This is a genomic window from Streptomyces sp. NPDC102279 (assembly GCF_044766365.1).
Lineage (GTDB): Bacteria > Actinomycetota > Actinomycetes > Streptomycetales > Streptomycetaceae > Streptomyces.
Window position 1 is genome coordinate 288109 of record NZ_JBIWLU010000012.1, and the last position, 12727, is coordinate 300835.

Below are 12727 nucleotides of genomic sequence, written 5' to 3' on the forward strand. Positions count from 1 at the left end.
CGCGATGAGCACACCCACAGAGACCAAGCCGTCGGACACCGAAGAGCCGCCGCACAAACGCAAGTTCACTTTCCCGAGCGCGCTGACCGTCCTCGCGATCGTCACGATCGCCGTGTGGGCGCTGGCGTTCCTGATCCCCGCCGGGCAGTACGACCGCACGCCCGAGGGCAGGCCGATCCAGGGCACCTACCACCGCGTCGACTCCGGCGAGAGCTTCGTCGACCGCCTCAACGACCTGTTCCTGTCACCCGTCAACGGCCTCTACGGCATCCTGGACGAGAAGACGGCCCAGGTCGGGCCCGACTTCGCCGGTGAACTGTACGGCAGCGCGGGCGTGTTCCTGTTCGTGCTCGCCATCGGAGCGTTCATCACCGTGGTGTTCGCGACCGGCGCGCTCGACCGGGGCATCGGTCTGCTCGCCCACCGGCTGCGGGCACGGGGGGCGTTGCTCATCGCGGGCATCATGGTGGTGTTCTCGGTGCTCGGCACGGTCGAGGGATTCGCCGAGGAGACCCTCGGGTTCTACGGCCTGATCGTGCCGTTGATGCTGGCGCTCGGCTACGACCGGATGGTGGCGGTCGGCACGATCATCCTCGGCGCCGGCATCGGTGTGCTGTGCTCGACGGTGAACCCCTTCGCGACGGGCGTCGCCTCGTCCGCCGCCGACATCTCGCTCGGCGACGGCATCGTGCTCCGTTTCGTGATGTGGGTCGTACTGACGGCGGTCACCGTCGCGTACGTGATCCGGTACGCGCGGCGGGTGCAGAAGCGGCCGGAGCGGTCGATCACCGGTTTCCTGCCGGGGGACCGCGAGCACGCGCGGGACGCGGCGGGTGTGGTGCCCGAACTGACCGGGCTGCACAAGGCGGTGCTCGCCACCACCGTCCTGGTCTTCGCCTTCATGATCTTCTCGGTCGTCCCGTGGTCCAGCGCGCTCACCGGCAAGGCGGACGCGCGGCCCTACGGATTCGAGCTCGGCTGGTCCTTCCCCGAGCTGGCCGCGCTGTTCCTGTGCGCGGCGGTGCTGGTCGGAGTGGTGGCCCGGATGGGCGAGCAGAAGCTGAGCGCGACGATCATCCAGGGCGCCGCGGACTTCATCTCGCCCGCGCTGGTGATCGTGCTGGCCCGCGGGGTCACCGTGATCATGAACAACTCGAAGATCACGGACACGGTGCTGCACTCCATCGAGGGCATCGTGCAGGGCACCTCCTCCAGCCTGTTCGCGATCATCGTCTTCGTCGTGAACCTGCCGCTCGCCTTCCTCATCCCCTCGACCTCGGGCCACGCGACCCTCGCGATGCCGATCCTCGCGCCGCTCGCCGACTTCGCGGGCGTCTCCCGCGCGGTCGTCGTCACCGCCTGGCAGTCCGCCAGCGGCTGGATGAACCTCTGGGTCCCCACCACCGCCGTCACCATCGGCGGCGTCGCCCTCGCCAAGGTCGGCTACGACAAGTACCTCCGCTTCGTCTGGCCCCTCCTCGCCATCCTCTTCCTGCTGATCTGCGGCTTCCTCGCCGCCGGAGCGGCGATGAGCTAGGTGCCGAGGAGCAGGGCGGGACGCGTCACGGCCGTACGGTGGTGGCATGGTGATCGGAGATCCCGGCAACGGCGGTGACGGCGCCGGTGGCGGCGGTGGTGAGGCCCGGCCGACCGGTCCGGGGCGGCGCAAGCCGCCCGGAGGACCGGAGGGGCCGGGAGCGCCGGACGGGCTGGAGCGGCTGGACGCGCGGATCGCCGGCTGCCGTGCCTGTCCGCGGCTCGTCGCCTGGCGCGAGGAGGTGGCCGCGACCAAGCGGGCCGCCTTCGCCGACGAGACGTACTGGGGGCGCCCGGTGCCCGGCTTCGGACCGGCCGACGCCTCCCTCCTCGTCATCGGACTCGCACCCGCGGCGCACGGCGGTAACCGCACCGGCCGGATGTTCACGGGGGACCGGTCGGGCGACGTGCTCTACGCGGCACTGCACGACATCGGCCTGGCCTCGCAGGCCACCGCCGTCCGTGCGGACGACGGCCTGGAGCTGTACGGCGTCCGCATCACCTCACCCGTGCGCTGCGCGCCGCCCGCCAACAAGCCGACGCCCGAGGAGCGCGACACCTGCCGCCCCTGGCTCGTCCAGGAGCTGGCGCTGATGCGGCCCACGCTGCGGGCCGTGGTCGTCCTCGGCGCCTTCGGCTGGCAGGCGGCGCTGCCCGCCTTCGCCGCGTCCGGGTGGGAAGTCCCCCGTCCCCGGCCGGTGTTCGGCCATGGGGCACACGTGACGCTGGACCGGCCGCGGGACCCGGACGGCGCCGGCCCCCTCGAACTCTTCGGGTGCTTCCACGTGAGCCAGCGGAACACCTTCACCGGACGGCTCACTCCCGCGATGCTCCGCGAGGTCCTCCGCACGGCGGCCCGCACCGCCGGGCTGCCGACCCGGCCGGACCGGGGTTAGCCTCGCGCGATGGCCCTGTATCCGGAGACCGAACCGCACGACCACGGCATGCTCGATGTCGGGGACGGCAACCGCGTCTACTGGGAGGCCTGCGGCAACCCCGACGGCAAGCCCGCCCTCATGCTGCACGGCGGCCCGGGGTCGGGATGCACCCCCTCCTTCCGGCGCTGGTGCGACCCGGCGAAGTACCGCGTCGTTCTGCTGGACCAGCGCGGCAGCGGCCGCTCCACCCCGCACGCGAGCGACCCCGCGACCGACATGGGCGTCAACACGACGGCCCACGTGATCGGCGACCTGGAGGCGCTGCGCGCCCACCTCGTGCAGGGCCGTCCGCCTCCGCCGGACCCGCGCCGTGACTGCCCGGTGCACCGGCCGCGACCTTGAAGGCGGTGCCGCAGGCCTCGGTGCGCAAGCGCGTCAGGTCTCGCCGAACAGATGGCGCACCGTCGAGCGGTAGTTGGCCTGGACGTGGGTGAGGGCCTGGGCGCGGGCCCGCTCCGGGTCGCCGGACGCCACGGCCTCGTACAGCTCGCGGTGTTCGGTGAGGAGTTGGGGCCACTCCTCGTTCTGCCGGGTGAGCCAGCGGAGCCGGCCGTCCACCGGTTCCATGACGGAGATCAGCAGGCTGTTGCCGGTCATCGCGAGAATCCGGTCGTGGAACGCGGTGTTGATGTCGGTGATGGCCTCCGCGTCGTCGGCCTGGGTCGCGACGGCCGCGCGGTCGAGCAGGGCGGCGAGTCCGGCCAGCGCCTCCGGGGTGGCCCGCGACGCCGCGAGTCCGGCCGCGTAGACCTCCAACGCCTCGCGCAGTTCGAAGAGTTCGGCGACGTCCGTCGGGGTGAGTCGGCGCACGACGGTACGGCGCGGGGTCTCGAAGAGGACGAAGCCCTCGGCGACCAGGGCGCGGATCGCCTCGCGGACCGGGACCCGGGAGACCCCGAACCGCTCGGCCAGCTCGCGCTCGACCAGCCGGTCGCCGGGGCGCAGCCGTCCGGCGATGATCTCCTGCCGCAGGGTGGCCAGGACCCGCTCGCGCACGGCTCCGAGCGGCTCCCGCTCCCCGCCCGCGGGCACCCGCTCCGCGCCGGGGCGCCCGGGCGCCCCGCCGGAGCGGTCCGGGCCCGCGCCCAGGGGGTCGATCTTCGTCATGGGCCCATCTTCGCCGACGCCGGGGGTGTTTTACGGAGCCGTAACCGCGAGGACATCGGTCGGAACGGTTGACGGCGGGACCATGGCGGCAGTTTGGTATACCAAACGCGCCTCACTCGGATGCCCGCACACGCACAGCCACCCTCCGTCCCCTCGTCCATGGAGGCCCCGTGTCCCTCGCCGATCGTGCCGAAGCCACCGGCGCACCAGCGTTCGTCCCCGACCCCCGGCTCACCAACGAAGACCTCGCACCCGCCGAGAAGCGGAACTGGAAGGTCTTCGACCTCTTCGCCATGTGGATGTCCGACGTCCACAACCTCGGCAACTACACGTTCGCCGCAGGCCTGTTGGTCCTCGGCATGAACGTCTGGCAGATCTTCACCTCCCTGCTCGTCGGCTTCGTGATCATCTACGCCGGGATGAACCTGATGGGCCGCGTCGGACAGCGCACCGGGGTCCCCTTCCCGGTCGTCAGCCGCATCAGCTTCGGCGTCTGGGGCGCCAACATCCCCGCGCTGATCCGGGCCGTCATCGCCATCATGTGGTACGGCATCCAGACCTACCTGGCGTCCGTCGCCGTCAACGTCATGCTGCTCGCGGCCTGGCCCGGTCTGGAGTCCTGGACCCACCACTCCTTCCTCGGCCTGGACGCCCTCGGCTGGACGTCCTTCGTCTCCCTCTGGCTGGTCCAGGCGCTGATCATCAGTCAGGGCATGGAGTCGGTCCGCAAGTTCCAGGACTTCTGCGGACCGGCGATCTGGCTCGTGATGATCGCGCTCGCGATCTGGGTCCTGGCGAAGGCCGGCTGGAGCATCTCCCTCACCGCGACCCCGCATCCCGTGCCGGTCGGCGAACAGTGGCGGCAGTGGTTCGGCGCGGTGGGGCTGATCCTCGCCACCTACGGCACGCTGATGCTCAACTTCTGCGACTTCTCGCGCTTCGCGCCCAGCTACAAGACCGTGCGGCGCGGCAACTTCTGGGGCCTGCCCATCAACTCCACGGCCTTCGTGATCGTGTCCGTCATCGTCACGGCCGGCTCCATCGAGGCGTTCGGCGAGGCCATCACCGACCCGGCGCTCCTCGTCGCCAAGGTCGGCAACACCTGGGTCCTCGTCCTCGGCGCCCTGACCTTCGCCATCGCCACCATGGGCGTCAACATCGTCGCCAACTTCGTCTCCCCGGCGTACGACCTCGCCAACGTCTGGCCGCAGAAGATCACGTTCAAGGTCGGCGGCATGATCAGCACCGTCGCCGCACTGGTCGTGACCCCCTGGAACCTCTTCTCCAACCCCACCGTCGTCAACTACTTCCTCGGCGGCCTCGGCGCCTTCCTGGGACCGCTGTTCGGCGTGATCATGCTCGACTACTACTGGGTCAAGCGCGGCCACGTCGACCTGGAGCAACTCTTCGATGCCCGGCCGGGCTCCCGCTACTACTACCGCCGGGGCGTCAACCCCAAGGCGCTGTGGGCGTTCCTGCCCTCCGCGGCGGTCGCCGCGGTCCTCGCCCTGGTGAAGGACTTCAGCGACGTGGCCCCGTACTCCTGGTTCATCGGCACGGCGATGGCGGCCGGACTGTACGCGCTGCTGTGCCGCTCCGAGCGGGCCGCCACCGAACCGGCTCCCGCCTCCGACACCTTTCCCGTGGAGGGCTGAGCGTGCGGATCGTCGTCACCAACTGCAACACGACGCAGGAGATGACCGAGGAGATCGTACGAGGTGCCCGGGCCGCCGCAGGCCCGGGCACCACCGTGCTCGGCCTCACCCCCGGCTGGGGGCCCGAGTCCGCGGAGGGCTGGCTCGACAGCTACCTCTCCGCGGCGGCCGTCCTCGACACCCTGCGCACCTACGAGGGCCCGTACGACGCCGTCGTGCTGGCCGGTTTCGGAGAGCACGGCCGCGAGGGCGCACGGGAACTCCTCGACGTCCCGGTCGTGGACATCACGGAGGCCGCGGCACACCTCGCCTGTCTCCTCGGCCGCCGCTACGGCGTCGTCACCACCCTCGAACGCTCCCGCGGCCAGATCGAGGACAGCCTGCACACAGCCGGAGTCGCCCAGAACTGCGCCGCCGTCGTCGGCACCGGCCTCGGCGTCCTCGACCTGGGCGACACCCGGCGCACCCAGGACGCGTTCGTGGCCGCGGCGGAACGGGCCCTGGAGGCCGGCGCCGAAGTCCTCGTCCTCGGCTGCGCCGGGATGACCGGTCTGCAACAGGCGGTCGGCGAGAAGCTCGGGATCCCCGTGGTCGACGGCGTCGCCGCGGCGGTCAAGCTCGCCGAGTCGCTGGTGTCCCTGGGGCTGACCACGAGCCGGGCGGGCGGCTACGCGCGACCGCTTCCCAAGCTCCGCACCTGGGGCCGTCCGGCGGCCGGACACCCCCCTCCGACGGGGTGATCCCGCGGCGACCCGGGCGATGCCTGACCGTCGGCCGCCCCTGCCGGGCCCCAGACTCCCCGGAGGGCCGGACGGTCCGACGGCCGGGCCGGTGGCCGACACCGGCCGGCACAGGGAACGGAGCCGCTCGTGCCGCTGAGGAGAGCGCAGATCCCCGCCGCCGCGCCGGCGGGGATCTGCGCCACCGGCGCGGCGTGCGCCACCGGCGCCGTCACCGGCCACGACGCGGCGGGCCCCGACGGCCGGCGCGGTGCCGCCGAAGAGCCCTTCTTCGTGGAACCCGGTTCGCCCGCCGCACGGCAGGCGGCCGAATGGCGCGCCGCCGGGCTCACGGCCGACGCCCTCCTGATGGACCGCATCGCCGCCCGCCCCCAGGCGCAATGGCTCACCGGCCCGGACCCCGCGGCGGACGTCCGCGACCGCACGACGGCCGCCGCGCGGCAGAAGCGCACCGCCGTCCTCGTCGCCTACTACATCCCGCACCGCGACTGCGGCGCCCACTCCGCCGGGGGAGCGCCGAGCGCGGCGGCCTACCGGTCCTGGATCGACGCGTTCGCGGCGGGTCTCGGCGACCGGGGCGCGTACGTCGTCGTCGCACCGGACGCGGTGCCCCACACCGTGGCCGGCCGCGCTCGGGTCGACCCGGCGGAGCGGTACGCTGCCGGCGTACGCCGTCGACCGGCTCGGACGGCAGCCCGGCACCCACGTCTACCTCGACGCGGGCAACCCCGGCTGGATCCCGGACCCCGTCGAACTCGTCGGCCCGCTGCGGTCCTCGGGGGTGGCGCGCGCGGACGGCATCGCCCTGAACGTCTCCAACTTCCATCAGGACACGTCCACTTCGACGTACGGAAACGCCTGTCGGGCCTGCTCGGCGGCACGCACCGCGTCATCGACACCAGCCGCAACGGCAACGGCCCCTACCTCGGCCCCAGCACGGACCTCTGGTGCAACCCGCCGGGCCGTGCCCTCGGCCGGCCACCGACCCGGCGCACCGGAGACCCGCTGATCGACGCCTACCGGTGGATCAAACGGCCGGGCGAGTCCGACGGCACCTGCCGGGGCGGCCCCGCCGCGGGCCGGTGGTGGCCGTCCCACGCGCTGGAACTGGCCGCGAACGCGCGTGGCTGAAGGCGCTACAGGGTGTCCGGTACGACCGCGGTCGCCGTGATCTCCACCAGCTGTCCGGCGTACCCGAGGCAGGCGACGCCCAGCAGGGTCGAGGAGTGCGGGCCGACACTGAGCCCCGATTCCCGGACGACCTCCCAGACGGCGGACAGCACCGCCGGCTCGCCGCTGACGACGTAGACGTCCGTCGACACGACATGCGCCATGTCGCTCCCGACGGCGCGCAGTTGCTCGTCGAGGTTGGCCAGCACCTGCACGGCTTGCCGCACGGCATCGCCCGGCCCGACCAGCTTCCCGTCGACGTCCAGCGGCACGGACCCGGCGAGGAAGGCCAGCCGAGTCCCGGCCTCGACGACGGAGGCGTGCGCGTAGACGGGCGGCGCGAAGAGGGTGGGCACGGTGACACGCTGGATCATGGGAGCTCCGGTTTCGGGGAGATGAGGGCGACGCACGGACGCGGGACCGGCGGGGGCAACCCGCCGATGATGCGCCGCGGACCGGGGATCCCGCAGCCGGTTTCCCGGGGAAATCCACTCGACGCCGAGGCCGTCCGTGCGCATCCTCGATGCCATGCACACCGAGAACGGGAGTCCGCTTCGGTCGGATACGGATGACGACGCGTTCCTCGACCGGGTGGCCGACCGCCTCCTCGCTCTGCCGGGCGTGCGGTCCGTCGCGCTCGGGGGGTCGCGTGCGCAGGGCACGCATCGGCCGGACAGCGACTGGGACCTGGCGGTCTACTACCGGGGCGCGTTCGACCCCGAGGATCTCAGGGCCGTGGGCTGGCCGGGGGAGGTCTCCGAGATCGGCGGCTGGGGCGGCGGGGTGTTCAACGGCGGCGCCTGGCTGACCGTCGGCGGACGCCGGATCGACGTCCACTACCGCGATCTCGACGTCGTGGAGCGCGAGTTGGCGAAGGCGGAGGCGGGCCTGTTCGAGATCGAGCCGCTCCTCTTCCACCTCGCGGGCATCCCCACGTACCTGATCGTCGCCGAACTCGCCGTCAACCGTGTCCTGCGCGGTGACGACATCCCGCGCCCGCACGGCTACCCGCCCGAACTCCGCGCGCGCGCCTCGGCACGCTGGTTCGGCAGTGCGCGCGCCAATCTCTCCTACGCGCTGGCCAACCACGCCCCCGCCGGCCGCGTCACGGAGACCTCGGGCGCCCTGGCGACGGCCGCCGCGCAGACCGGCCACGGGGTGCTCGCGGCGCGCGGCGAGTGGGTGACGAACGAGAAGCGGCTGCTGGAACGGGCCGGGCTCAGAGGCGTCGACGACCTGGCCGAGCGCGCGGGCCGGGACCCCGAGGCGCTCGCCGCCACCCTCGCCGCCGCGGAGAGGCTGTTCGCCGCCGTCGAACAGGCCGCGCCGCACCCGCCGTACGAATAATGCCTCGAACAAGCCCTGTTGGCGCTGCTACGGTCACCGACGTGGCGAAACTCAATCAGATCATCGCAGTCGAGAAGGGCATCAAGTCCAAGTCCCACCAGGACCTGACGGCTGCTCATCACGGGCTCCAGAAGCCGGCGCTGCTCGCCGGCATCTCGCGGACCTACCAGCCGAAGGACGAGGAGGGCGAGCAGCTCCCGCCCGAGTCCACCCGGGTGCAGGTGCAGGCCGAGGACGTACTGCGGGACACCGCGGCGACCCTGACCCGGCTGTTCGACGTGACCGCCACCAAGGACTGGGCCAACTGCGCCGCGCGGGCGGACGTGAAGGTCGACGGACGCGTGCTCGTCCCCGGCGTACCGGTGTCGTACCTGCTCTTCCTGGAGAAGCAGCTCACCGACCTCAACACGTTCGTGCGCAAGCTGCCCGTCCTCGACGCCTCCGAGTCCTGGGTGCGGGACCCGTCCACCGACGCCTGGAAGACCGAGCCGGTACGGACCCTGCGCACGAAGAAGGTCCCCCGCAACCACGTCAAGGCCGAGGCCACCGAGAAGCACCCGGCCCAGGTCGAGGTGTACTACGAGGACATCCCCGTCGGCTACTGGACGACCGTCAAGTTCTCCGGCGCCCTGCCCGCCCGCCGCGTGAACCAACTCCTCGACCGCGTCGAGAAGTTGCAGCAGGCCGTCAAGTTCGCCCGCGAGGAGGCCAACGGCGAGGACGTCGTCGACCAGCGGGTGGGAGACGCGGTGTTCGGCTACCTGTTCGCACAGGAGTAGCCTCTGAAACTCCCCGGCCAAGGCATCACGGCCGGGGTGCGCGAGGAGCGCAAGCTGAACCTGAAGCTTGTCGTGAATGCACGGTTCCAGTGGAGGTTCGAGTCCTCCCCGCGGCACCAGCGGCACTCCACGGAGTGCCCACGAGCCGCGGTAGCCCAACCCGGCAGAGGCAGACCGTGATCAATCTCAGACTCTTGCTCCAGACTCAGCATTCGCCGCCGATCGCCGGATCGACCGGGCCCAGGCCCCAGACGTCGAAATGCTGGTTCAAGTCCAGCCCGCGCAGCTCGATGCGTGGTGGTCCAAAGGCAGGACGCGGCGACATAACGACTGACCTGGGTCCTCAAGCGTGCCGGTGTGCGACATGGCGGCACTTCCAGGGTCCGGGGGCCGGCTACGCCCTCGGACCCGCTCCTCCTCTCCGCTTCCCATGGTTCGAGGAGACGGGCATCCCTCGGGGCGACTGTGCGGGCAGCCCTCCGCCGGCCCGGGCCCACGGCCCCGCACCGGCCGCGGCCATGCCGATCGCGATCACGAAGAATCCGGCTCTCCTGCGAACTGTCACACCGTGGACACTTACGCGATCACGTTCCACCGGCAACGCGCAGTACCGTAGGGAGCACACCAGCCCGGCCGACGTCGCCCGAAGGCACCCGCCTCGTCCGACAGGAGCCCCGTGCGCCTCACCCGCGTCGCCGTACCGCCCTGGCTCGCCCACGCCCTGCGCGCACAGCGCGGACCCGTGCCCTGGAACGCGGTCGTGCGCGGTGCGCTCGCCGCCGGGCCGCTGTTGCTCGCGGCCGTCCTGAGCGGGCGTACCTCCCTCGGAGTCGTCGCCGCGCTCGGCGCCATGTTCGCCGGGATCAACGACCGGCCGGGCAGCCGGCGCGTCGCCGTCGAACGGCTCGGCGTGCCCGCCCTCGCCGGAGCCGCCGGGCTGCTCGTCGGCTCGTACACCGGACAGCACACCGGCGCCGTCACCCTCACCCTCGTCCTCACCGCGCTCGGGCTGCTCGCCGGCGCCGTCAGCGCGATCGGTCCCGTCGCCTCCGGTGCCGGGACCCAGCTGCTCGTCGCCTCGGCCATCGGCGCCGGCATGCCGCTGCCCGAACCGGGATGGCAGCGCGCGCTCCTCTTCCTCGGCGGCGCGGCCTGGCTCCTCGGCCTGCGTCTCGCCCTGCCGGCGGCCGCCGTGAGCGCGGGCGACTACCGCTTCGACGGCGAGCGGCACGCCGTCGCGGGGGTGTACGACGCCGTCGCCCGGCTGCTGCTCGCCGCCGGGGGACCGGACGCGCCCCGGGCCCGCGTGGCGCTCACCGCCGCTCTCGACCAGGCCCAGGACGCCCTCACCGGACCCCGGCTGCGGCGGTACGCGAGCTCCGCCGCCGAACGGCGGCTGCACGCGCAGTACGCCGCCGCGCTGCCCCTGGCCGAAGCCGCCACCGCCCTCGCCTGGGCGGGCGAACCCCTGCCCGGACGGGCCGCGGAAGGACCCCGTCGGCTCGCCCACGCCGTCCGCACCGGCGCGCCCACCGGGCCGCTGCCCGCACCCGCCGTCCCCGGCAGCCGCACCCGCCCGCAGCACGACACCTCCGTCGCCCCCGCGCTGCGCGCCCTCCACGACGCTCTGCTGCACGCCGCCGACACCTTCGACCGGGGCTCCGGGGACGCCCTGCACGCCCGGCGGCGCACCGCCGTCTCACACCTGCGCACCGCCCTCGGCTCCGGCGGACGCGAGTACGGGATCCGCGTCGCCCTCAGCTTCGGGACCGCCGTCGCCGTCGCCCAGGCACTGCACCACGCCCGCTGGTACGGCAACCACCCGCACTGGTACTGGCTCCCCGCGACCGCCGTCTTCCTCGTCAAGCCGGACCTCGGACCGCTCGCCTCCCGCGTGCTGTGCCGGGCGGCGGGCACCGTGCTCGGCGCGGTCGCGTTCGCCGGCCTCGCGGTCGTGCTGCCCCGGCCGGAAGGGCTCGTCGCCCTCGTCGCACTCAGCGGCGCCCTCATCCCCGTCGCCACCCGGCACTTCGCCGCCCAGACCGCCGTCGTCACCGTCCTGGTCCTCGCCCTCGTGATGGTCGGCGGGGAACCGCAGGCCTCCTGGAACCGCCTCGGCGAGACACTGCTGGCCTGTGCGATCGTGCTGGTCGTCGGGCACCTGCCGACACTCGGGCAGCGCGGCGGCACCGTACGGGCGCGGCTCACCCGGGCCACCCAGGCAGCCGACGACTACCTCGCCCACGTCCTCGACGACGGAACGGCCGACGACCGCACCGGCCGGTGGGTGCTGCGCCGGGAGGCCTATCGCGCCCTGGCCGAGGCCCGGGCAGCCATCGAACTGGCCGCCGCCGAACTCCCCGCCCTGGCACGGCACTCCGCGGGCACGGACGACGTCGCCGTCACCCTGGAACGCCTGGTCGACACCGCCACCGCGTGCGCCGTGCAGCTCGACGACGCCGGCCGGCTCGCCCCCCACCACACCGAGCGCGTCACCCAGCTCCTCGGCGAACTGGCCGAGCACCGCGAACGCGTGGGCCTGCGACCGGCCCCCGCACGGCCGGCCGCGGTGACCACCGGACGCTGACCGCCGCGGACGACGGCCGCTCGGAACCGCGAAAAAAGAAATCCCCGGAACGCCGATGAGTTCCGCTCCTCCCGCCGGTCAGCAGAGAGCAGGCACCGTTTCGTTGGAGGGGCACATGACGCTTCCGGAGATCGTCTCGCGCGAGGAGTGGCGCGCCGCACGCGAGGAACTGCTGGTCAGGGAGAAGGCGGCCACACGCGCCCGGGACGATCTCAACGCGGCGCGGCGCGGCCTGCCGATGGTCGAGATCGACAAGGAGTACGTCTTCGAGAGCGGCGACGGCAAGGCGACCCTGCTCGACCTGTTCCGCGGGCGGGACCAACTCGTCGTCCAGCACTTCATGTTCGCCCCCGACTGGGACGCCGGCTGCCGCAGCTGCTCGGGATTCCTCGACCAGATCGGACACCTCGCCCATCTGCGGGCCCGCGGCACCGAGTTCGCCGTCGTGTCCCGGACGCCGTACACGAAGATCCTGCCGTTCAAGGCCCGGATGGGCTGGACGGTGCCGTGGTACTCGTCGTACGACAGCGACTTCAACCACGACTTCCAGGTCTCGTCCGGCGGCGACGAGCCCTTCGAGCGGCCGGGTGTGAGCTGCTTCCTGCGGGACCGGGACCGCGTCTTCCACACGTACTCCACGTACGAGCGCGGCCTCGACGGGCTCGGCTCCACGACCTCTCTCCTCGACCTCACCGCGCTGGGGCGACAGGAGGAGTGGGAGGAGCCCCGGGGGCGTGCGTCCGCACTGGGGGCGCCCGCAGGGAGTGAACGCATCCGGTACCACGACGAGTACGACGACTGAAGCCGTCGCCCCGCCTCGCGGACGAGACTGCTCCGCCCTACTGACCTGCGATTTTCTCCCTTTCGG

General features: G+C 72.6%; 10 protein-coding genes and 2 pseudogenes. 10 read left to right on the forward strand and 2 right to left on the reverse strand.

The window, feature by feature from the left end; all coding sequences use genetic code 11:
• Positions 1-4 precede the first annotated feature (4 nt).
• The 3 genes and pseudogenes from ACIRQH_RS30220 to ACIRQH_RS30230 form a co-directional block, all read left to right on the forward strand.
• Positions 5-1537: a YfcC family protein gene (locus tag ACIRQH_RS30220; protein ID WP_404227833.1), complete on the forward strand. Its 1533-nt coding sequence runs from the start codon at positions 5-7 to the stop codon at positions 1535-1537.
• 46 nt (positions 1538-1583) lie between these two features.
• Entirely contained in the window at positions 1584-2432 is an 849-nt protein-coding gene (locus tag ACIRQH_RS30225; protein ID WP_404227836.1) for a uracil-DNA glycosylase, read from the forward strand.
• Between the two features lie 9 nt (positions 2433-2441).
• Positions 2442-2750: pseudogene (locus ACIRQH_RS30230) on the forward strand (alpha/beta fold hydrolase); the annotation flags it as partial.
• Positions 2751-2849: 99 nt separating this feature from the next.
• Here the strand turns inward: ACIRQH_RS30230 and ACIRQH_RS30235 are convergent.
• Positions 2850-3581 carry a GntR family transcriptional regulator gene (locus ACIRQH_RS30235; RefSeq protein WP_404227839.1) on the reverse strand — a complete coding sequence of 244 codons (732 nt, stop codon included), beginning with the start codon at positions 3579-3581 and terminating at the stop codon, positions 2850-2852.
• A gap of 170 nt (positions 3582-3751) precedes the next feature.
• Between ACIRQH_RS30235 and ACIRQH_RS30240 the strand changes: the two genes are divergently transcribed.
• The 3 genes and pseudogenes from ACIRQH_RS30240 (at position 3752) to ACIRQH_RS30250 (ending at position 7107) form a co-directional block, all read left to right on the forward strand.
• Positions 3752-5236 (forward strand): NCS1 family nucleobase:cation symporter-1, encoded by a 1485-nt coding sequence (locus ACIRQH_RS30240; RefSeq protein WP_404227841.1) that lies wholly within the window; start codon positions 3752-3754, stop codon positions 5234-5236.
• Positions 5237-5238: 2 nt separating this feature from the next.
• Entirely contained in the window at positions 5239-5976 is a 738-nt protein-coding gene (locus ACIRQH_RS30245; protein ID WP_358817054.1) for an aspartate/glutamate racemase family protein, read from the forward strand.
• 135 nt (positions 5977-6111) lie between these two features.
• Positions 6112-7107 (forward strand): annotated as a pseudogene (locus tag ACIRQH_RS30250) (glycoside hydrolase family 6 protein).
• 5 nt (positions 7108-7112) lie between these two features.
• Here the strand turns inward: ACIRQH_RS30250 and ACIRQH_RS30255 are convergent.
• On the reverse strand, positions 7113-7520 hold the full coding sequence (locus ACIRQH_RS30255) for a RidA family protein (protein WP_388877434.1): 408 nt from the start codon (positions 7518-7520) through the stop codon (positions 7113-7115).
• A gap of 154 nt (positions 7521-7674) precedes the next feature.
• Here ACIRQH_RS30255 and ACIRQH_RS30260 point away from each other — a divergent pair, with 154 nt between their 5' ends.
• The 4 genes from ACIRQH_RS30260 (at position 7675) to ACIRQH_RS30275 (ending at position 12661) form a co-directional block, all read left to right on the forward strand.
• A complete protein-coding gene (locus tag ACIRQH_RS30260; protein ID WP_404227844.1) occupies positions 7675-8493 on the forward strand; it encodes a nucleotidyltransferase domain-containing protein in 819 nt (272 codons plus the stop codon).
• A gap of 41 nt (positions 8494-8534) precedes the next feature.
• Positions 8535-9272, forward strand: a complete 738-nt coding sequence (locus ACIRQH_RS30265) for a hypothetical protein (RefSeq protein ID WP_358817058.1) — start codon at positions 8535-8537, stop codon at positions 9270-9272.
• Between the two features lie 676 nt (positions 9273-9948).
• Positions 9949-11859: an FUSC family protein gene (locus ACIRQH_RS30270; RefSeq protein ID WP_404227847.1), complete on the forward strand. Its 1911-nt coding sequence runs from the start codon at positions 9949-9951 to the stop codon at positions 11857-11859.
• Positions 11860-11974: 115 nt separating this feature from the next.
• Positions 11975-12661 (forward strand): DUF899 domain-containing protein, encoded by a 687-nt coding sequence (locus ACIRQH_RS30275; protein ID WP_388934887.1) that lies wholly within the window; start codon positions 11975-11977, stop codon positions 12659-12661.
• Positions 12662-12727: the final 66 nt, after the last annotated feature.

Coding starts and splice junctions, on each gene's coding strand:
- ACIRQH_RS30275 (WP_388934887.1), top strand. CDS start 11,975: ATGACGCTTCCGGAGATCGTCTCGCGCGAGGAGTGGCGCGCCGCACGC.
- ACIRQH_RS30235 (WP_404227839.1), bottom strand. CDS start 3,581: ATGACGAAGATCGACCCCCTGGGCGCGGGCCCGGACCGCTCCGGCGGG.
- ACIRQH_RS30220 (WP_404227833.1), top strand. CDS start 5: ATGAGCACACCCACAGAGACCAAGCCGTCGGACACCGAAGAGCCGCCG.
- ACIRQH_RS30225 (WP_404227836.1), top strand. CDS start 1,584: ATGGTGATCGGAGATCCCGGCAACGGCGGTGACGGCGCCGGTGGCGGC.
- ACIRQH_RS30260 (WP_404227844.1), top strand. CDS start 7,675: ATGCACACCGAGAACGGGAGTCCGCTTCGGTCGGATACGGATGACGAC.
- ACIRQH_RS30255 (WP_388877434.1), bottom strand. CDS start 7,520: ATGATCCAGCGTGTCACCGTGCCCACCCTCTTCGCGCCGCCCGTCTAC.